General features: G+C 40.1%; 18 protein-coding genes. 10 read left to right on the forward strand and 8 right to left on the reverse strand.

Annotation, left to right across the window (positions count from 1 at the left end; genetic code table 11):
- Positions 1-32: 32 nt before the first annotated feature.
- Positions 33-959, forward strand: a complete 927-nt coding sequence (locus LVY74_RS01135; RefSeq protein WP_237813462.1) for a ketopantoate reductase family protein — start codon at positions 33-35, stop codon at positions 957-959.
- A 28-nt stretch (positions 960-987) separates the two neighbouring features.
- On the opposite strand, the gene LVY74_RS01140 is transcribed toward LVY74_RS01135, so the two are convergent.
- Positions 988-1,458 (reverse strand): Lrp/AsnC family transcriptional regulator, encoded by a 471-nt coding sequence (locus LVY74_RS01140; RefSeq protein WP_237813463.1) that lies wholly within the window; start codon positions 1,456-1,458, stop codon positions 988-990.
- Between the two features lie 556 nt (positions 1,459-2,014).
- Positions 2,015-3,742: a glutamine--tRNA ligase/YqeY domain fusion protein gene (locus LVY74_RS01145; RefSeq protein WP_237813464.1), complete on the reverse strand. Its 1,728-nt coding sequence runs from the start codon at positions 3,740-3,742 to the stop codon at positions 2,015-2,017.
- A 167-nt stretch (positions 3,743-3,909) separates the two neighbouring features.
- Between LVY74_RS01145 and LVY74_RS01150 the strand changes: the two genes are divergently transcribed.
- On the forward strand, positions 3,910-4,419 hold the full coding sequence (locus tag LVY74_RS01150) for a peptidylprolyl isomerase (RefSeq protein WP_151710762.1): 510 nt from the start codon (positions 3,910-3,912) through the stop codon (positions 4,417-4,419).
- Between the two features lie 84 nt (positions 4,420-4,503).
- A complete protein-coding gene (locus LVY74_RS01155; protein ID WP_237813465.1) occupies positions 4,504-5,223 on the forward strand; it encodes a UDP-2,3-diacylglucosamine diphosphatase in 720 nt (239 codons plus the stop codon).
- Positions 5,224-5,292: 69 nt separating this feature from the next.
- Here the strand turns inward: LVY74_RS01155 and grxB are convergent, their stop codons facing one another.
- Positions 5,293-5,928 (reverse strand): glutaredoxin 2, encoded by a 636-nt coding sequence (gene grxB, locus LVY74_RS01160; protein WP_237813466.1) that lies wholly within the window; start codon positions 5,926-5,928, stop codon positions 5,293-5,295.
- Positions 5,929-6,181: 253 nt separating this feature from the next.
- On the opposite strand from grxB, the gene LVY74_RS01165 reads away from it, so the two are divergent.
- Both LVY74_RS01165 and ubiA read left to right on the forward strand, forming a co-directional pair.
- Positions 6,182-6,658 (forward strand): chorismate--pyruvate lyase family protein, encoded by a 477-nt coding sequence (locus tag LVY74_RS01165; protein ID WP_237813467.1) that lies wholly within the window; start codon positions 6,182-6,184, stop codon positions 6,656-6,658.
- An 11-nt stretch (positions 6,659-6,669) separates the two neighbouring features.
- Positions 6,670-7,548 (forward strand): 4-hydroxybenzoate octaprenyltransferase, encoded by an 879-nt coding sequence (gene ubiA / locus LVY74_RS01170; RefSeq protein ID WP_237813468.1) that lies wholly within the window; start codon positions 6,670-6,672, stop codon positions 7,546-7,548.
- Between the two features lie 102 nt (positions 7,549-7,650).
- Here the strand turns inward: ubiA and cysN are convergent, their stop codons facing one another.
- Both cysN and cysD read right to left on the reverse strand, forming a co-directional pair.
- Entirely contained in the window at positions 7,651-9,267 is a 1,617-nt protein-coding gene (gene cysN, locus LVY74_RS01175) for a sulfate adenylyltransferase subunit CysN (RefSeq protein WP_237813469.1), read from the reverse strand.
- A gap of 147 nt (positions 9,268-9,414) precedes the next feature.
- A complete protein-coding gene (cysD, locus tag LVY74_RS01180) occupies positions 9,415-10,323 on the reverse strand; it encodes a sulfate adenylyltransferase subunit CysD (protein ID WP_111894356.1) in 909 nt (302 codons plus the stop codon).
- A 524-nt stretch (positions 10,324-10,847) separates the two neighbouring features.
- Here cysD and LVY74_RS01185 point away from each other — a divergent pair.
- The 3 genes from LVY74_RS01185 (at position 10,848) to nfsB (ending at position 12,585) form a co-directional block, all read left to right on the forward strand.
- Positions 10,848-11,324, forward strand: coding sequence for a hypothetical protein (locus LVY74_RS01185; protein ID WP_237813470.1), 477 nt, complete (start codon positions 10,848-10,850; stop codon positions 11,322-11,324).
- 68 nt (positions 11,325-11,392) lie between these two features.
- A complete protein-coding gene (locus LVY74_RS01190) occupies positions 11,393-11,686 on the forward strand; it encodes a hypothetical protein (protein WP_237813471.1) in 294 nt (97 codons plus the stop codon).
- A 245-nt stretch (positions 11,687-11,931) separates the two neighbouring features.
- A complete protein-coding gene (gene nfsB / locus LVY74_RS01195) occupies positions 11,932-12,585 on the forward strand; it encodes an oxygen-insensitive NAD(P)H nitroreductase (RefSeq protein WP_237813472.1) in 654 nt (217 codons plus the stop codon).
- Positions 12,586-12,615: 30 nt separating this feature from the next.
- Here the strand turns inward: nfsB and LVY74_RS01200 are convergent, their stop codons facing one another.
- Positions 12,616-13,473 carry a DMT family transporter gene (locus LVY74_RS01200; RefSeq protein WP_237813473.1) on the reverse strand — a complete coding sequence of 286 codons (858 nt, stop codon included), beginning with the start codon at positions 13,471-13,473 and terminating at the stop codon, positions 12,616-12,618.
- 96 nt (positions 13,474-13,569) lie between these two features.
- A complete protein-coding gene (locus LVY74_RS01205; RefSeq protein ID WP_237813474.1) occupies positions 13,570-15,225 on the reverse strand; it encodes an OFA family MFS transporter in 1,656 nt (551 codons plus the stop codon).
- Between the two features lie 207 nt (positions 15,226-15,432).
- Between LVY74_RS01205 and LVY74_RS01210 the strand changes: the two genes are divergently transcribed.
- A complete protein-coding gene (locus LVY74_RS01210) occupies positions 15,433-15,705 on the forward strand; it encodes a hypothetical protein (RefSeq protein ID WP_237813475.1) in 273 nt (90 codons plus the stop codon).
- A 90-nt stretch (positions 15,706-15,795) separates the two neighbouring features.
- Here the strand turns inward: LVY74_RS01210 and LVY74_RS01215 are convergent, their stop codons facing one another.
- Positions 15,796-17,757, reverse strand: a complete 1,962-nt coding sequence (locus tag LVY74_RS01215; RefSeq protein ID WP_237813476.1) for a TonB-dependent receptor domain-containing protein — start codon at positions 17,755-17,757, stop codon at positions 15,796-15,798.
- Positions 17,758-18,035: 278 nt separating this feature from the next.
- On the opposite strand from LVY74_RS01215, the gene LVY74_RS01220 reads away from it, so the two are divergent.
- Entirely contained in the window at positions 18,036-18,752 is a 717-nt protein-coding gene (locus LVY74_RS01220; RefSeq protein WP_237813477.1) for a 4'-phosphopantetheinyl transferase family protein, read from the forward strand.
- The last annotated feature ends 81 nt before the right edge of the window (positions 18,753-18,833 follow it).

The following is an 18,833-nucleotide window of genomic DNA, read 5'->3' on the forward strand; positions in this document are numbered from 1 at the left end:
ATAAAACATCGAAACTAAAAAATGGAATTCTCATGCCAAATCAACTTCAACATATTTATGTGATTGGCTTAGGCGCTATGGGCGCACTTTATGCATCTAAACTCTATGACTTTGACCCTTCACGCATTCATATCATTTTGGATGAACAGCGTAAACAACGTTATGAACATGATGGTTTTTGGGTGAATCATAAAAAGTATGACTTTAATTACATAACTCCTGAACAATGCAGCGATGTGCCTAAAGCAGACTTGATTATTATTGGCGTTAAAGCAACTCAACTCCATGAAGCGATTGAATTATCTCGTGCTATTCTTCAGCCTCAAACCCGTATTATTTCACTACTCAATGGTATTAGTAGCGAAACTTTAATTGCTGAACGTCTTGGCGAACATCACCCATTTTACGCTTATGGTGTTGCGATGGATGCAACGCGGCAAGGGACTCAAGTGAACTATAGCAAAGCAGGTTTTTTGGTCTTTGGCGAACCAAATAATGAAACGTTGAGTGATGATGTCAAACAGGTACAGCAGTTGTTTGAGCAGGCACAGATTCCCTATCAAACCCCTGTTGATATGCGCCTTGCGCTTTGGAAGAAATTTATGTTGAATGTCGCGGCTAATCAGGTTACCGCGATTTTAAAAATTCCGTATGGTGAAGTGAAACACAACCCTGATGTTCAAGCCCTGTTATTTTCAGCAGCGCGTGAGGTGTTAAATCTTTCAGAAGCGGCAAAAATTGGTCTAACTGAACAAGATCTACAAGGCATTATGACCCCCATGCTGCAACTCAATGATCAAGCATACACCTCAATGTGTCAGGATATTTTAGCCCAGCGTAAAACCGAAGTGGCAATTTTTGGGGAAACCGTGATTGAACTTGGCAAGCAATACCATGTCGCAACCCCTGTGAATCAAGTTTTAGTCAATATGATTCACGCGATTGAAGCAGGTTTCTAATTGAGATTCATCAAGCGAATGTTGAGCCTTAAATACGGCTCAACATATTATAGCAATTAAAAACATCATATTTTTTAATCACAAAGCTCGAATGCAGCGCGACCACATTTTCAATGTTGGCAATACGGCGCAGCAAAATTTCACTGTAGTCTTCCATATTTTTAGCGACTAATTCCACAATAAAATCAGCACTTTGTCCTGTCACCAGATAAGCATTAATCACTTCTGGAATTTCTTCAATTTTTTCAAGGAAGCTGTCAAATGTTGAACGATCATGCTTGTTTAAAGACACTTGCAGCAAAATATGCAAAGTAAAACCCAATTTGGCGTAATTAATTTCACGCCTCAAACTGGTCATGATATTGGATTCAATCAGGTGCTTGATACGGCGATGTACTGAACTTACAGAAAGGTTAATACGCTCAGATAATTCATTGAGGTTTAAATCTTCATGCGTCAAAATTTCTAAAATCTGTTTGTCGTAACGGTCTAATTGCATGGTGTCTTTCCCATATTCAAAAATTGGAAAAACAATAAGAAAGGTTTTTTTAGTATAGTGACATAGAATTTTTAAGGGTCAAGGGAAAACTGCTGTTTACTTTTGACAACTTAATGATGGTAACATTAAGCACTTGCAAGCAACTTTTGGTTGTTGTGTCTAAAAGCCGAGTCGATACTTTTTGAGCAAGGTTAGCGCTTATCTCCCAATGTTGACTAACCAATCTTCTCGATCCCCATCACACCCTGATTCATACTATAGCAACGGCCATTTCGAATTATTTTCCTGAATAACGTTAATTTAGCATCTTTTTGGGATTTTTTTTCACATATATACGATACAAACTTATTATTTTCTTTTTTAGGTTTTTTAAAGCATTTTTATTGTCTAATTTATCGAATTTTAGAGAATTTTTTATAACTAAACTTCATCCTTTATCTTTCATATATAGCCATAATACGTCACTCAAACCCGATGAAATAAAAAACCCCAGCGATTGCTGAGGTCTTCCTTTGATATCGAACTTATGCTTTCAAAGCATCATCGAGTCAAAATCTTATTTCTTTTCAGGCTTAAAGCTGTCTTTTAAGTCCAAAATGCGGTTAAACACTGGTTTTTCAGCATGATGATCATAACGATCCGCCACAAAATAACCTTCACGTTCAAACTGGAAACGATCTTCTGGGTTGGCTTGTGCCAAAGCAGGTTCAATCACGGCTTGGACAACGGTTAATGAATTTGGATTTAAGTTATCCAAGAAGTCTTCACCTTGTTCAGGATCAGCCACACTGAATAAACGGTCATAGATACGTACTTCAGCAGGAATACCTTTAGATGCAGATACCCAGTGAATCACGCCTTTTACTTTACGACCTTCTGGGTTTTTACCTAAAGTTTCAGGGTCAATCGAACACTTCAGCTCAACCACTTCACCATTTTCATCTTTAATCACTTCATCACACTTGATTACGTAAGCATGACGTAAACGCACTTCACCTTCAGGCACTAAACGTTTAAAGCCTTTTGGTGGCACTTCTTCAAAGTCTTTACGATCAATGTAAATTTCTTTGCTCAGTGGAATCACACGCTCACCCATATCGACGTTTGGATGACGTGCATGCGTTAAATCCAAATCTTCAGGCAAGTTGGTTAAAGTCACTTTAAGAGGATTCAATACCGCCATACCACGTGCTGCGCTATTTTCAAGCGACTGACGGATACAGAATTCCAGCATCGCTACATCAACGATACCATCAGTTTTTGATACACCAACGCGTTTACAGAAATCACGTAAACCTTCAGCCGTAAAACCACGGCGGCGCATACCGACAACGGTTGGCATACGTGGATCGTCCCAACCATTGACAAAGTTACCTTCGACTAAACGGCGTAGTTTACGTTTAGAAGTAATCGTGTAGTCAATATTCAAACGAGAAGATTCGTACTGACGTGGTACAGCAACAGAATGAACTTTCTCGATGACCCAGTCATAAAACGCACGGTGGTCTTGGAATTCTAAAGTACACAGTGAATGCGTAACGGCTTCAATGGCATCTGACAATGGATGCGCATAGTCATACATTGGGTAGATTTTCCAAGTATCGCCCGTTTGGTGATGCTCAGAATGCAAAATGCGGTACAAAATCGGATCACGCATGTGAACATTTGGGCTTGCCATATCAATTTTGGCACGTAACACGGCCTGACCTTCGGCAAATGTACCATCTTTCATTTTTTCAAAACGTTCAAGATTTTCTTGTACAGTTGCATCACGGTAAGGTGAGTTTTTACCAGGCTCAACAAAGTTACCGCGATTCAGTTTAATTTCTTCAGGGCTTTGCAAATCAACATAAGCATCGCCTTGTTCAATCAGTTGAACAGCCCATGCATATAACTGATCAAAATAGCTTGATGCATAGCATGGCTCGCCTTTCCAGTTAAATCCAAGCCATTTCACATCATTGGCAATACCATCAACATATTCTTGTTCTTCTGCATCTGGATTCGTATCATCGAAACGCAGGTTGCAGTAACCACCAAATTCTTCAGCAACACCAAAGTTTAAGCAAATGGCTTTCACGTGACCAATATGCAAATAACCATTGGGTTCTGGTGGGAAACGAGTAACAACGGTTTGAGTGCGTCCTGCTGCAACATCTTCTGTAATGACTTGACGGATAAAGTCTAAGCCGGGCTGTTGTTCTTGCTGCGCAGCATCGACAGTGGCTTGGGTATTCGGTGTCGGTATATTTGGCAGATTTGAAACAGCATCATTCGGCTTCATAATGGGTAAATCACTTCTTGGTTAAAAAATTAGGATAATTTAAACGCTATCAGGCTCTTTTCTCAAACAAAATAACGTTTATACTTGCTAACTAGTTTACAGTTTGCTTATGCTTCTCTCAACAAAAAAACCCATGGCTTTTTGTGCCATGCTCAGGAGATTATGTAATGAGTTTTCCTCAAGTCGAATTAAACACCAATAAAGGTCGTATTGTTCTTGAGCTTAACAGCGAAAAAGCGCCTAAAACAGTCGCAAACTTTTTAGAATATGTACGTGATGGTTTCTATGATGGTGTAATTTTCCACCGTGTCATCGATGGTTTCATGATCCAAGGTGGCGGTTTCGACGAAAACTTCAAAGAAAAAGCAACTCGTGATTCAATTGAAAACGAAGCTGACAACGGTTTAAGCAACGATGCTGGTACTATCGCAATGGCGCGTACTCAAGCACCTCACTCTGCTTCTGCACAGTTCTTCATCAACGTAAAAAGCAACTCTTTCTTGAACCACTCTGGCAAAACAACTCAAGGTTGGGGTTATGCCGTGTTTGGTAAAGTGGTTGAAGGTATGGACGTTGTTGAACAAATCAAAGGTGTTCGTACAGGCAACCGTGGTTACCACGCTGACGTTCCTCTTGAAAATGTTGTGATCGAAACTGCGAAAATTATCGCTGAGTAATCCCTCCTAGCCTCCCTTTACAAAAGGGAGGAAAGTCCCTCTTTTTAAAGAGGGATTTAGGGAGATTAAAAAAAAGGATACCTTGTGACCTACCTGTTTATCTCTGATTTACATTTGTCACCTAATCACCCTCGACTTGTTCGGGGGTTTTTAGCTTTATTAGATGACTATCAACAAAAACAGACCCAACTTTATATTTTGGGTGACTGGTTTAATGCATGGATTGGAGATGACAACCGATCTGCATGGCTCGATGAAATCGTAGCAGCGCTTCAGAAATTTACTTCACATGGAAATCAAGTCTACTTCCAAGTTGGAAATCGTGATTTCGCATTAAGCCAAAAGTTTCTCAATCTATTTTCAGGTCAACTCTTGCCTGATATAACAACATTAAACATTAATAGTCGTACTTATCGCCTTGAACATGGCGATGCACTATGTACCGATGATGTTGCCTATCAACGCTTTAAAAAGATTATTCGCAATCCTGTACTTGTGTTTATTTTGCGACGAACACCACTGAGTTTCCGTAAAAAACTGGCTGAGGGCTTTCGACAAAAAAGTCATGAATCCAAACAAGAAAAACATGATGAAATTATGGATGTTAATCAACAAGCCGTTGATACTGCGCTAAAAGATGTTGATGTTCTCATTCATGGACACACCCACCGCCCGATGATTCATCATGAAATCAATGATAAACAACGTATTGTGCTTGGTGACTGGCGTGAAAAAACGGGTGAAGCGATGATCTTAGAGATTATTGAAAATGGGCAACCACAATTTAAGTCTTATACGTTTTAATTCATCTCTCATTTTTAAAAACAACAATGGTGCAAGCCTTCAAAGCAAAAAGACTTGCACCGTCATTTTTTAAATTGCTTGATCAAAAAGCAAATCTACTTTGGATTTGTCTGCCAAGTTTTGCATATAGCGATTGACCTTATTGCCAAATTGCAGCCCTTTAACAATCGACAAAGAACGCAAGAGTGGGAAGAGTTTAAAATCAATTAAATGGACATCTTCACGTGTATCGACTAAGTCTTCAAGCTCTAAAAGTTTTTGATTAATTTTCGCGAGATGCTCACCGCTATTCGCCATTAAATCATCCAAATCACCAAAAACTCGGGTTTCGCGTGCAACAAATGCAGCACGTGCTTCATCGGTTGCAACTTCTTTAAACTGCCCTTTGGTAAAACGTGGCACAACCAACTTGTAAATTGCATCTGCACTGTCTTTACACCATTGTTCAAGCTCAGGAGCATCTACTTCCTGCACATAAGATGGCTCAGCCAATTGATCTAAATGCTGAACAATATCCAGACTTTCAGTCATATGGGTACCATCTTGCTTTTGCAAAATTGGAACAACTTTTTTACCCACCAAACGTGTTGGCGTTTCTGCATCGCCTTCCATAATCACTTCATACTGCATATCAAGCTGTTTTAAGCCACTAATCATGCGGGTTCTCAAGCAAAATGGGCAGTGTTCGTAAATATAAAGTTTCATGCCATTCCCTCTCATTGTTATTCAACATTAATGTACCGAATATGATCATTTTCAACTAAAAATACAATTTAAAATAAGAGATTTATCGTTAAAAAATGCTGCTAAATTACCCGAAAAGTCTTATAAAGCAGAACAAAATCCATTCTCTTAGAATTTATGGCTTCATCAATCAACTTCGTTACATTACAATGCTGAAGCAACGTGTAGGCTTTCGGGCAAACAACACGACTGAAAAAGCAATAAGATACGGCATATGACTCAGCATGACCCACAAGGGCTAGATTCCCATCTAAAATCTTGGCTATATGCCTCAGGTTCACTGACTCAACAATTGACTCAGCTTGCAGGTGGCTCATTTCGGGTTGAACCCTTACAAGAATCTTTTCAACGTATGCAACGCCAAGACAGTTTATGGTTAGGCATGCCTCAGCAACATACTTCATGGGTTCGTGACGTCTATTTATATGGCTGTGAAGCTGAACCTTGGGTACGAGCTAAAAGCATTTTTCCGATTTTAAGTTTGCAAGGTAAAGCTCGCTGCTTTCGGCATTTGGGACAACGCCCAATTGGACATTATTTATTTCAACGTACCACGCCCAAATGCGAACGGCGTGTGCTGCATTTGAGTGAAGGCTGGACTCGGCAAAGTTGTTATACTTGGCATGGCTGCAAATTCATTGTCCAAGAAACTTTTTTACCTGCATTTGAACGCTTTATACAAACATTGTAATAAGGACTGCTATGGCAACGGTACAACACACCAGCTGGCAACAGCGCTTACAAGCCTATTATTATCTGTGTCGTTTTGACAAACCAATTGGTACTGAACTGGTTTTATGGCCAACCATGTGGGCGCTTTGGGTTGCAGCAAAAGGGATTCCTGACTTTAAAACCCTGTTTGTGATGTTTCTCGGCGTGGTCTTTATGCGTGCAGCAGGTTGCGCAATCAATGACTTTGCTGACCGTAAGGTCGATGGTCATGTGGCGCGTACCAAACAGCGCCCGTTGGCAACAGGTGTAATTCAACCAATTGAAGCTGTGATGGTTTTCTTGGCTCTGGTTGCTGCCAGTGCTTGTCTGCTGTTCTTTCTACCAATTGCCACATTTTACTGTTCTTTTGGAGCATTAATTCTAGCGTTCATTTATCCGTTCATGAAACGCTATACGCATTTGCCACAAGTGTTTCTCGGTGCTGCATTTTCTTGGGCAATTCCCATGGCATTTACCGCAATGGGACGTCCACTGGATTTAACCTGTTGGTTGCTTTACTTCGGCAACTTGGCTTGGACGGTTGCTTATGACACTCAATACGCGATTACTGACCGTGAATATGATTTAAAAATTGGTGTGAAATCTACCGCAATTTTATTTGGTCGTTACGATATTCCAATTATTAACCTGTTACAGGCAGCCAGTGTCATTCTGATTGGTGCAGCTTTATATCGTGAAGACATCCTGCATCCTTATGGAACAATTGCTTTGTGTATCGTGATTGCAGACTATATTTATCAATGGACACAAACCCGTCAGCGTGAACCACAGCGTTGTTTTAAAACTTTTTTGCATAACCGTTGGGTGGGTATGATTATTTTTGCAGGAATTTTTATCGCTCTACTTTAAAAAATTTCATGTCACTCAGAAACAAAAAGCCCAATCAACAGACTGGGCTTTTTTATTGCTCTGTTGAGACGCCGAAACATCTCAAACCAAGCCAACTAAAACTTAAAGCTGTACCAATTCTTGAATGAATTGAACCGCAGCATCAAAATCAGTTTGGGTCACGCTTGAATCTGCTTGTTCAGCATCATCAACAATCACCACAACACCTGTTTCACGAAGCAAGCTGATTTGTTCAGCAGTGAAACCTGATTTCGCGATCGCAACCACACCAGTTTCAAGTAACGCGCGTTCAAGCTGTTGCGCTTGAGCAAACACTTCAGCAGTCACCGCCAATACCGCAGATTTTTGACCCAAACGTGCAGCACGTTCTTCAGCCGTCACTGGGCTTGTATGCGCAGTCCATTCCACAGACTCTTCAACCATACCCGCGCCAACAGTCACGTTGTTTAAACGGTCGATGAAGATAAATGAACCTGTGTAACGGCTGTCTTGGTAACGGTCAAATACCACTGGCGCATCAAATTCGATGGTCACGTTGGCAATTGCATTCAACTCAAGTGCTTCAACCTGAACATGCTCAAGCGTATTGACATTAGTACGGAAGTTAATTGCTGTCACTTTAGCAGGAACAGTTTGCGTACCAATTTTCAAGTTATACAGCTTGCCAACCACCAATGGGTGATCTGCCATCCACACCACAGTGGCTTTGACTGAACGTGAAATGGTTGGAACACCTTGATCTGCGCGAACCAACATGTTGCCACGTGATACGTCAATCTCATCATTTAAAGTCAATGTGACCGCTTGACCTGCAAATGCATGCTCAAGATTGCCATCAAATGTCACGATTTCTTTGACAGTTGAAGACTTACCAGATGGTAAAGCCACAACTTTATCGCCGACATTAATTTCACCCAGTGCAATCGTACCTGCGAAACCACGGAAGTCGAGGTTCGGACGGTTAACGTACTGTACAGGGAAACGGAAATCATGTTTTGCTGTATTACGGCTGATTTCAACAGATTCCAAAGTACCCATCAACGTTTCACCTGTATACCATGGGGTATTTGGTGATTTGTTGACAACGTTATCGCCATTCAATGCTGAAATCGGTGTAAATACGATGTTACTTGGCTGACGGTCACCCAACTGGCTCACAAAGTTTGCATAGTCCGCTTGGATTTCATTGAAGCGTGCTTCAGAGAATTCCACCAAGTCCATTTTATTGATGGCAACAATAATGTTCTTGATACCCAATAGGCTCGCAATATACGTGTGACGACGAGTTTGAGTTTGCACACCATAACGCGCATCAATCAAGATGATCGCTAGGTCACAGGTCGATGCACCTGTTGCCATGTTACGTGTGTACTGCTCATGTCCTGGAGTATCAGCAATGATGAACTTACGTTTTTCAGTTGAGAAATAACGGTAAGCGACATCAATGGTAATCCCCTGCTCACGTTCTGCTTGCAGACCATCAACAAGAAGTGCCAAGTCAGGCGCATCGCCTGTTGTACCGACTTTCTTACTGTCACGGGTTACGGCTTGTAATTGATCTTCATAGATCAATTTTGAATCATACAGTAAACGACCAATTAAGGTACTTTTACCATCATCGACGTTACCGCAAGTTAAAAAACGCAATAAGTCTTTGTTTTCATGTTGTTTCAAATACGCCAAAATATCTTGGCTAATTAAATCTGATTGATGCGACATCGCTCAAACTCCACAAATTCGTTGAAATCGGCTTTTAATCTTTAAATCCACCTAAATCCTCCTTTGATAAAGGAGGACTTTCCTCCATTTTTTTCGGGAGTTCTCCCCTCTTTATTGAAGAGGGGTTAGGGGAAATTTCTAAAGAGATTAGAAATAACCTTCTTGCTTTTTCTTTTCCATCGAGCCTGCTTCATCATGGTCAATCATACGACCTTGACGTTCAGAACTTGTGGCTAAAAGCATTTCTTGGATAATTTCCGGTAAGGTGTCCGCAGTTGATTCAACCGCACCAGTTAACGGATAACAGCCAAGGGTACGGAAACGTACCGACTTCATTTGTGGAACTTCGCCTTCACGTAATGGGAAACGTTCGTCATCGATCATGATCAATGTACCATCACGTTCAACCACAGGGCGCTCAGCCGCCAAATACAACGGAACCAATGGAATGCTTTCCAAATAGATGTATTGCCAGATGTCTAGCTCAGTCCAGTTCGACAATGGGAAAACACGAATGCTTTCGCCTTTGTTGACTTTACCGTTGTAAATATTCCAAAGCTCAGGGCGTTGGTTTTTCGGATCCCAGCGGTGTTTGCTGTCACGGAATGAATATACACGTTCTTTGGCACGTGATTTTTCTTCGTCACGGCGCGCACCACCAAATGCTGCATCAAATTGATATTTATCCAGCGCTTGCTTTAAGGCTTGCGTTTTCATGATGTCAGTATATTTTGAGCTGCCATGATCGAACGGGTTAATGTTCTGTGCCATACCCTCAAGATTTTTATGTTCGATCAATTCAAGACCAAGTCGTTTGACCATGTCATCACGGAAAGTGATCATGTCCTTGAATTTCCACCCAGTATTCACATGCAATAATGGAAATGGCAATTTTGCAGGATAAAAAGCCTTCATTGCCAAATGCAACATTACTGCTGAGTCTTTACCAATCGAGTAAAGCATGACGGGATTTTCGAATTCCGCAGCGACTTCTCGAATAATATGAATACTTTCAGCTTCAAGCTGTTTAAGGTGAGTTAATCTTTCCTCAGTCATTGATATACCCAGCTACACGGAAATTTTGCGCTTTATGTTAGCATGTCTAGCGCACAATAGTGTGACTCTAAATCATTATGATTTCTGAATACCTAAATCATTTTTTCTGCTTTAGAAGTTTTATTTTTCAAAGGTTTGCTGATTAAGCATTTCGCTCATTTGCAGTTTTATTCATAAGCTATGCATTATATTTTATATAGACCAACCACATCAAAGCAGCCTCTATTTTTACAGCAAAGAATCTTCTTCTATCGCACGGATTAAACTTTAATTTAAAACTGTCACTAAGCTAACTGATCATTACTTCTAAAAGGAATTTAAAAATATTGGAATGCTTAAAATACCTCATTAAAATTTGGTGAGATTTTGGATATTTGACAGATTACAACTTTTCTCCCTATGATCAGAACAAATCATCATAAAAATGAATTCAATAAACAATGCCGATCAACAATAAGTTTCTACCCCACTATCATTTTATAGAAACGCATTCGATAAAAATCGCAGCATCTCAAGCAGATGTGATGCATGCTGTGCTTAATTATCGGGGTGATGATGATACTTTTTTCAAATTGGCGATTGGCTTAAGAGAGCTGCCGATCAGACTGCTTGACAAAATCACGGGGCAACAACGCATTTCTAAACAAGCCTTCGGTTTAGATAATTTCACACGATTAGAACACATCGAACAGCGAGAATTGATGATGGGCTTGGCAGGAAAATTCTGGCAGCTTAATTATGGACAAGTGCCAATTCTTGACGCAGCATCTTTTTTAGCATTTTCAGAATCAGGCTCAGCCAAACTGACCTTGCATTTTGTCGCGGAAAAGATCAGTGATACGCACACACAACTCACGACTGAAACACGTGTTTTTTGTGTTGATCAAAAAGCATTGTCTAGCTTTCGCCCCTATTGGTATCTGATTCGACCTGTGAGTGGTTTGATTCGCAAGCGTATCTTAATCAAAATCCAAAAAAATTCTCAAATTCAAGATACCTAATCTTTAGACTTCTGTCACAAATACCTTTATATTTATATTTATATTTATATTTTTTAATAACAGATTTTATGAAAAACGAAATTATGAGTAAGTCTGAAGTAAATTTTCTTCTTACTTTATTTTTTAGTCTGGCAGGTTACTCTGTATTTATGTTTTATCTTCTTGCAAAAAGAAGCAAAGGAATAAATTATTTCGAAGATTTGTATTCACTAAACCAATTTTTTGCATATTTTTCTATATTTTTAATTTTTATTGTGGGGAAAAAAATTAAAAAAAATGCAAAACAAGAGAAAAAAATTTTAGCTTTAGCTTTTAGTATTGGTATTTTACTAAGTTCTATGTTTTTTACGATAGTTTTATGATTAATAAGAATTTACCACCCGAACTTAAACAATAATTTGATTGTAATACGATGCAGAATCTAGCCATTTCTATGAATTTTTCTATACGTTATAAATTCTAAATCTGCGTTTAGATTCTATTAAAAAGAGATCTTTCACACAATTTTACGCATTCTCTTACGGTAAATTTGTTGTGTTTTGAGAGAATGTCCACATATTATCGAATGATGAGTTAAAACCGAATTATGACCGAATCAGGATAGCATATGGATCTTCTCAATCTCACCCAACAACGCTACACCACGAAAGCTTACGATCCAGATAAAAAAATTCCGCAAGACCAAATCGATTTATTACTTGAAGTGTTACGCCTCGCGCCATCATCCATCAATATTCAGCCGTGGCATTTTATTGTGGCACAAAGCCCTGAAGCCAAACAGCGTATTGCCCAATGTATGACGGGCAAATATGCCTATAATGCGCCTAAAGTTCTCGACTCATCCCATACGATTGTGCTGTGTACCCGTACTGATGTAACAGAAGACTATTTGGAGCATTTAGTCACACAGGATGATGTTGCAGGTCGTTTTAAAGATGAAGCGACCAAACAGGCACAACGTGAAACCCGTGCAGGCTATATCGACTATTATCGCAATGAAAAAGGCAATATTCAGCACTGGATGGAAACCCAGACCTTTATTGCACTAGGTGAATTACTGTTGGCTGCACCGATTTTAGGTATTGATGCTACACCAATCGGTGGTTTCGATGATGCTGCGGTCAATCAGGAGTTCGACTTAGTAAATCAAGGTTTCCATAGTTCTGTCGTGCTCACGCTTGGTTATCGCAGTGAAAAAGATTTCAATGCCCAATTACCAAAATCACGCTTAAGTAAAGAAGAGTTGTTTACGATTCTTTAATTTAACCGTATGACTTAGGCTATTTTGAGCCTAAGTCATACTCATGGCCAAGCAATCCACACCAATTAAACTGAGTAATAATCCAATAACTGTCATCTTATTTGGCTTTTCTTTAAAATAAATCAAACCACTCAAAACACCTAAAGTCACAACACTGACATTCATCACCACAAAGACCACCGCAGGTGCATCTTTGAGTAATTGATGGGCTTGGACATAAAAAGCGATATTGGCAAAGTTGAGGACACCGAGCAAAACACCCGCAGGCAGATTCTTCACTTGCCACTGCTCTAGTTTAGACAGACTGACAAAAATTGCAGATGCAACACCTGCCACCATAAACATCAAATTCAGACTCAAAGCAAATTGTTGACCTAAGCTACTGTTGTATTTCAATAAAATATCCACCAGTGCATAACCTGCCCAAACACTTGCCAAGAACCATCCCGCCTTGCTGCTTTGTGTTTGAGTAGTCGCTTGCGTTTTGGCAACAATCAGGCTCAATACCGCAGCAATACCCAGTGCTACACCCAATAATTTGAGACTCGAAAATTGTTCATGAAACACAAAATAGGCTGCAAGTAATGATAAAACGACCGATAGGCGCTGAGCCACTTCAGTTTTAATAATGCCTGCATACTGTAAAGATTTGGCTAAACAAAAGAAAATACTGGGTAGCAACACACCGAGCACACCAATCAGCCACCACGGCGTATCATGAATATTTAAATGAGCAAAATCGGGTTTAAACCACAACCAACATAAAAGACTTGCGGTGACATAGTTCCAGACAATCATTTGCAAAGCTGAAAAATCTCGTTGCTTGAATTGTTTCAAAACAATCGACACCGCAACACTGCATAGTGCCGCAAAGAAAATGAGAGTCATGTATGAAGATCCATTTTAATGATTGGGAGATAATTTAGGTAGGTGATACACGATCCATCATAAAAAAGGCGATTGTGAAAACCGCCCTGTTCAATCTTAGAAAAATGCTCGCATACTCAGCAAAGTACGATAAACACCCCACAGCAATGGCAAACCTACAGCCATCCACGCCAAAACCACCCAAAGTACAGGCGTTGTCTGTACAGGCTGATCGGTCACTGCATGTAAATTTTGTATTTCGGCGTGTTGTCGATCTTGCATCAATTTCTGCTCAGCAGCCAGTTGTTCAGCACTCATAAAATGCTTGGCAGCCACAGGACGAATCAATAAGTTGCAGATTAGACCGATAACCAGTAAACCCACCAAAATCAACATGGTTTGATTATAGACCTGACTGGCAGGAATTCCCAAAGCCAATTGATAATCACGCATATTGTTGACCACAACAGGGCCAATAATCCCTGCGGTTGCCCATGCCGTGAGTAAACGTCCATGAATTGCACCCACCATTTGCGTACCAAATAAGTCTGCCAAATATGCAGGAATCGTGGCAAAACCACCGCCATACATACTAATGATTAAACAAATTGCAGCGACAAAGTAGAGCTTCTCGCCAGCATTAGCAAAAAATGGAACACTGGCATACAGCAATCCGCCGAAAATAAAAAATACCGTATAAGTTGCTTTACGCCCGATTTGATCGGACAGACTTGCCCAGACAATCCGCCCGCCAATATTAAATAGGCTCAGTAATGCCGTGAAACCTGCAGCAATGGCTGCGACTTTTTTGAGTTGCTGATCATCTAAGGACTGAAAACTTAAATCAGGTAGCCCGATTAACTGCCCTGCAAAAACTTCCTGCAACATGGGAGATGCCATTCCAATGATGCCAATCCCTGCGGAAACATTCATACACAGTACCATCCATACCAACCAAAATTGTGGAATTCCCCAAACTTTACGGGCATGGACATGATGTGGAGTCATCAACTGCTGTTTTTTCGGCTGAGGCTGCCAGTTGTCGGGCGTCCACCCTTGTGCAGGAATACGATATGCCAATGCACCACTGACCATAAATACAAAGTAAATCAGCGCCATGACGACAAATGTCTGTACTGCACCAATACTGGTTGGCGTTGAAAAATATGCCATGAGTTCAACGGCTAAAGGTGAGCCAATCATCGCACCACCACCAAAACCCATAATCGCCATGCCTGTTGCCAGCCCCCGCTTATCGGGAAACCATTTAATCAAGGTACTGACAGGCGAAATATAACCAAGTCCTAGACCAATCCCCCCAATCACACCAGAACCAAGCAGCATTAGCCAAAATTGATGGATATAAATGCCAAAAGCAGAAATGAGCATGCCTCCACACCAGCAGACAGCACTGATTAAACCTGCTTTACGTGGGCCAACCCGTTCTAACCACCCACCCCAGATTGCGGCAGAGCTTCCAAGCAGTACAAAAAATAAGGTGTACATCCAGCCAAGCGTAGAAACTTTCCAATCACAGCTATGCACAAAAAGTTGCTGAAAAAATCCAATATCGGGCACACAAGGAATCGACTGGCTAATCCCTAATGCTTTAGACAATGGCAACCAAAATACCGAAAAACCATATGCCATTCCGATACATAAGTGAATCGCTAAAGCGGCTGGTGGTACAAGCCAACGGTTAAATCCAGTCCGTGCAATAATGCGCTGTTTGGATAAAAATGCAGGGGGATGCTGCTGCGAGTTTGAGGGCATAAAATTCACTCCATTTTTCTGCCCCCCGATATACACGTTTGTGCTCGGCTTGTCCACGATCTTTATCGATGCACAAAAAATTAAATATATAATCTATAGATATTTTTATTCGTCAGGTTTATTTTGAGATAAATCAACTTTTTTATTTCGATGTAGCCCTACAGAAATAAAATAAATATTATTTTTCAATCGTTAGAAGAAAAAGCTATGCGTAGTTTATTTTATTTGATTCCTATAATTTTTATTACAGGATGTTCAAGCACTGGCGTTGTTCCAATAGGACAAAACTCTTACTTTATTGGTAAAAAAGATGGAACTCCAGGAATTGGTATTTCACTCAAAAATAAAGCATATGTTTATCAAGAGGCAAATCTTTTTTGTTCAACTATGCATAAAGAAATCTTTGTTTTATCTGAAATTACAATCCCTACATTACCTGCTAGACTTGGATCAACTGAATTACGATTTAAATGCATTTAGTAAATCTTTTTTGCTTAGTATTTCTCAAATCAAACAGCAAAGTCTAACTAGACTTTGCTGTTTTGCTATATTCACTGCTTGAGCGAACGCTTAGAAATTATAAGATAATTTGACAAAGTAGTTACGTCCATACAGCTTGGTCGCAAAGTAAGTGGTTTTATCTTCCAAGTTAACATCAGTCAAATTGCGTACACCATAGTCCACTGTAAGTTTCTTGCTAACAGGTGTAGAGAAGGTTAAATCATACGTGGTATAGCTTGGTAAACTGATGGTATTTGCTGAGTTATACCATTGTTTCCCAATATAATTTGCTGCAACAGTTGCTTTAAACTGTTCTACGATAGTCCAGTCCAGTGCTGCATTGGCTGTCCATTCTGGACGCTCAGTCAAATCTTTACCTGTCGCTTTGTTTGTAGACTCCAAATAAGTGGCATTGGTTTTAATTCCTAAACGATCATTGAAACGATAACCTGCTGTTAATTCAACACCACGGAACTCGGCACGCGCTGTATTCCCCCAACGATAAGGCACTGTCGCACTATTTGCTCCTGTATTGGTTGTTCGCTCAATCAGGTTTTTGACATCATTTTCAAATACTGTGGCACTCACATTCCAGTTTGGACGGGTGACAACCAATGAAGCTTCATAGTTGGTACTTTCTTCTGGTTTTAAATCTGAATTACCATAAATATAGCAACTACCACCACAACTGATCATTTTATAGTTTGAATCAAGCTGATAAGGTGACGGTGCTTTATAGGCTTGACCAAAACCACCTTTTAAGACCACCCCTGGGGAAAACTCATAGGTTAAATAAGCTTTGGCAGTCGCTTTGCCCTCAAAATTGTCAAAGTCATCATAACGTGCGCCTAATGTTAAAGTCAGGTCATCACGCAGCTTGGTATCATTTTGAGTGAAAATGCCGTAACTTTTTTGCTCATTACCACCACTAGAATAAGAAACTTTATCGGTGATTTTCTGGTTTTTAAAATCAACCCCTGCGGTTGTGCTGTTGATCCACCAGTCAAAGTTAGCAAATGCACGCGCCAGTAAGTTTTCCTGCTTATAACTACGTTGTTGCGGTGTGTCATATTCTGAATCATTATCATCAATATCACTACGCTCATAACCGATATAAGCTTCTGTTGACCCCCAACCCCATTTTCCACGATGCGTCAACCCAAGATTGGTACGATTAATTTCTTGAGATGCATAAGTCGTTGCGCTGTCATAAGTCAATGGGCGCTTATCATGGTTATAACCAACATCAAAGTCGACACTTTGCTGATCACTCACATCCCATGTCAACGTTCCCATGACATTTTGGCTTTGTTTTTCAACAAAATAAGCGCCTTCATAGTTACTGGCTGAAGTGTCTTTGGTATTACGGTACCATGCATCTTTATCAGTTACTGCAGCCGATAAACTGAAGCTGAGTTGATCTGTTAATCCACCTTGTACCGATGTCCCATAACTGAATTGGTTACGCCCATCACCATTTTCAAGACGATTGTATTGGGCATAAGCCGTCCCTGTCAGTTTTCCTGCTTCTGCCTTTTTGGTGATGATATTAATCACACCACCCATTGCATCAGAGCCATACAATGATGACATTGGCCCACGAATCACTTCAATTCGTTCGATACTGTTGAGTGGAATCGCGCTCCAGTCAAAGTCGTTTCCACGCCATAATGCACCCAATGATGACATGCGTTTACCATTAAGCAAAATTAGAGTGTAACTGCCTGATGTATCACGCATACCACGAATCGTGATTTTATCTTGTCCAGTGTTATAGTTAACCACCCCAACTTGTCTCGACAATACTTCAGCCACATTGGTTGCTGCACTGCGGGCAATCTCTTCTTTTGTGACCACACTGACAGATGCAGGTGCTTTATCAACAGATTCTTCTTTTAAAGATGCAGAAACAACAATACTCGGTAACTGAGTGACGTTGTCCTCCTCTGTCTGCGCTGTATCTTCTGCAAAAACCTGACTTGCCATTAAGCTGACCACAGTAAAGGCCAATAATTGTGGATATAATTTCATTTATATTCCTAAAATCATTTTAAATCTGTAAATACAGATGCTGTATCTTGACGCTTAGAAAAATAATGTCGTCAACCTCGATGACAGCACCTCAAAAGATCTTGCTTAAAACGCTCTATATTTTCATAAAACGTTTACTTTTAAGACCTTGGCGATATTAACATAATATTAACGAAAATATAAATAATTCTCATTTATAATTAATTTATTATTAAGTTTTGTGTGCGCAAGACTGCATCTCCACCCCGTTATTTACGGTTAATATTTAATTTTTCTCTATGAATTTTATCGACTTTTTTAAAGATTCAGACGTTGTATTTCCTTTGCAGAAACAACAGCTTCATCATGATGTTTTTTTAGCAAAATCTAATATTGAAATGCTGATTGCCACACAAAGTGGATCATATTTTGCCATGCCAAGCTATATGCAACATGCGAGTGCTAAACGCCAGCATGAGTTTTTTGTAGGACGTCTATTGGCTCAATCACTGCTTTGGCAATGCTATGGTCTACATTACAACATTACGGATGAGAAACAGCGTTTGCCGATTTGGCCCACTGGCACTTTAGGCTGTATCAGTCACCATGCCGAAACTGCCGTTGTTTTGGTGAGTCAGTCTGCACTATATTTGGGGGTGGATGTTGAACGCTATATTGATGCCTGTCAGGCAGATGCGATGCTCCCGCTTCTGTTACAGCGTCAAGAACAGCAAAATTATTGGCGTGTTTTACAACAGCATTTAGGGACAAGCCCCGCATTAACTTTGCTGTTTTCAGCCAAAGAAAGTTTATATAAAGCTATTTATCCGCATGTACAACACTACGTTGATTTTTTAGAAGCCAGTTTAATTGCCTTGGACTTAGAACAACAACGCTTAGGCTTTTGTCTTCGTGCCGAACTCACCAAACAGCATCAACTTTTACCTTGCTACTGGATCTATTGGCAAATGAATGAACATGAAGTGCTGACATGGGCATGGCAAGCCTCAACTTAATACTTTTTATGTCAATAATTAAAAAAATCACCGATCAATAACAACAGCCAGTCGAGCAAAGCACTTGCTGGCTGTTAATTT

This window comes from Acinetobacter sp. ME22, from assembly GCF_022012315.1.
GTDB classification, from domain to species: domain Bacteria; phylum Pseudomonadota; class Gammaproteobacteria; order Pseudomonadales; family Moraxellaceae; genus Acinetobacter; species Acinetobacter brisouii_A.

What these genes read in the sequence shown, in the direction of transcription:
- LVY74_RS01135 (WP_237813462.1), top strand. Translation starts at nt 33, where the DNA reads ATGCCAAATCAACTTCAACATATTTATGTGATTGGCTTAGGCGCTATG.
- LVY74_RS01140 (WP_237813463.1), bottom strand. Translation starts at nt 1,458, where the DNA reads ATGCAATTAGACCGTTACGACAAACAGATTTTAGAAATTTTGACGCAT.
- LVY74_RS01145 (WP_237813464.1), bottom strand. Translation starts at nt 3,742, where the DNA reads ATGAAGCCGAATGATGCTGTTTCAAATCTGCCAAATATACCGACACCG.
- LVY74_RS01150 (WP_151710762.1), top strand. Translation starts at nt 3,910, where the DNA reads ATGAGTTTTCCTCAAGTCGAATTAAACACCAATAAAGGTCGTATTGTT.
- grxB (WP_237813466.1), bottom strand. Translation starts at nt 5,928, where the DNA reads ATGAAACTTTATATTTACGAACACTGCCCATTTTGCTTGAGAACCCGC.
- LVY74_RS01165 (WP_237813467.1), top strand. Translation starts at nt 6,182, where the DNA reads ATGACTCAGCATGACCCACAAGGGCTAGATTCCCATCTAAAATCTTGG.
- ubiA (WP_237813468.1), top strand. Translation starts at nt 6,670, where the DNA reads ATGGCAACGGTACAACACACCAGCTGGCAACAGCGCTTACAAGCCTAT.
- cysN (WP_237813469.1), bottom strand. Translation starts at nt 9,267, where the DNA reads ATGTCGCATCAATCAGATTTAATTAGCCAAGATATTTTGGCGTATTTG.
- cysD (WP_111894356.1), bottom strand. Translation starts at nt 10,323, where the DNA reads ATGACTGAGGAAAGATTAACTCACCTTAAACAGCTTGAAGCTGAAAGT.
- LVY74_RS01185 (WP_237813470.1), top strand. Translation starts at nt 10,848, where the DNA reads ATGCATGCTGTGCTTAATTATCGGGGTGATGATGATACTTTTTTCAAA.
- LVY74_RS01190 (WP_237813471.1), top strand. Translation starts at nt 11,393, where the DNA reads ATGAAAAACGAAATTATGAGTAAGTCTGAAGTAAATTTTCTTCTTACT.
- nfsB (WP_237813472.1), top strand. Translation starts at nt 11,932, where the DNA reads ATGGATCTTCTCAATCTCACCCAACAACGCTACACCACGAAAGCTTAC.
- LVY74_RS01200 (WP_237813473.1), bottom strand. Translation starts at nt 13,473, where the DNA reads ATGACTCTCATTTTCTTTGCGGCACTATGCAGTGTTGCGGTGTCGATT.
- LVY74_RS01205 (WP_237813474.1), bottom strand. Translation starts at nt 15,225, where the DNA reads ATGCCCTCAAACTCGCAGCAGCATCCCCCTGCATTTTTATCCAAACAG.
- LVY74_RS01210 (WP_237813475.1), top strand. Translation starts at nt 15,433, where the DNA reads ATGCGTAGTTTATTTTATTTGATTCCTATAATTTTTATTACAGGATGT.
- LVY74_RS01215 (WP_237813476.1), bottom strand. Translation starts at nt 17,757, where the DNA reads ATGAAATTATATCCACAATTATTGGCCTTTACTGTGGTCAGCTTAATG.
- LVY74_RS01220 (WP_237813477.1), top strand. Translation starts at nt 18,036, where the DNA reads ATGAATTTTATCGACTTTTTTAAAGATTCAGACGTTGTATTTCCTTTG.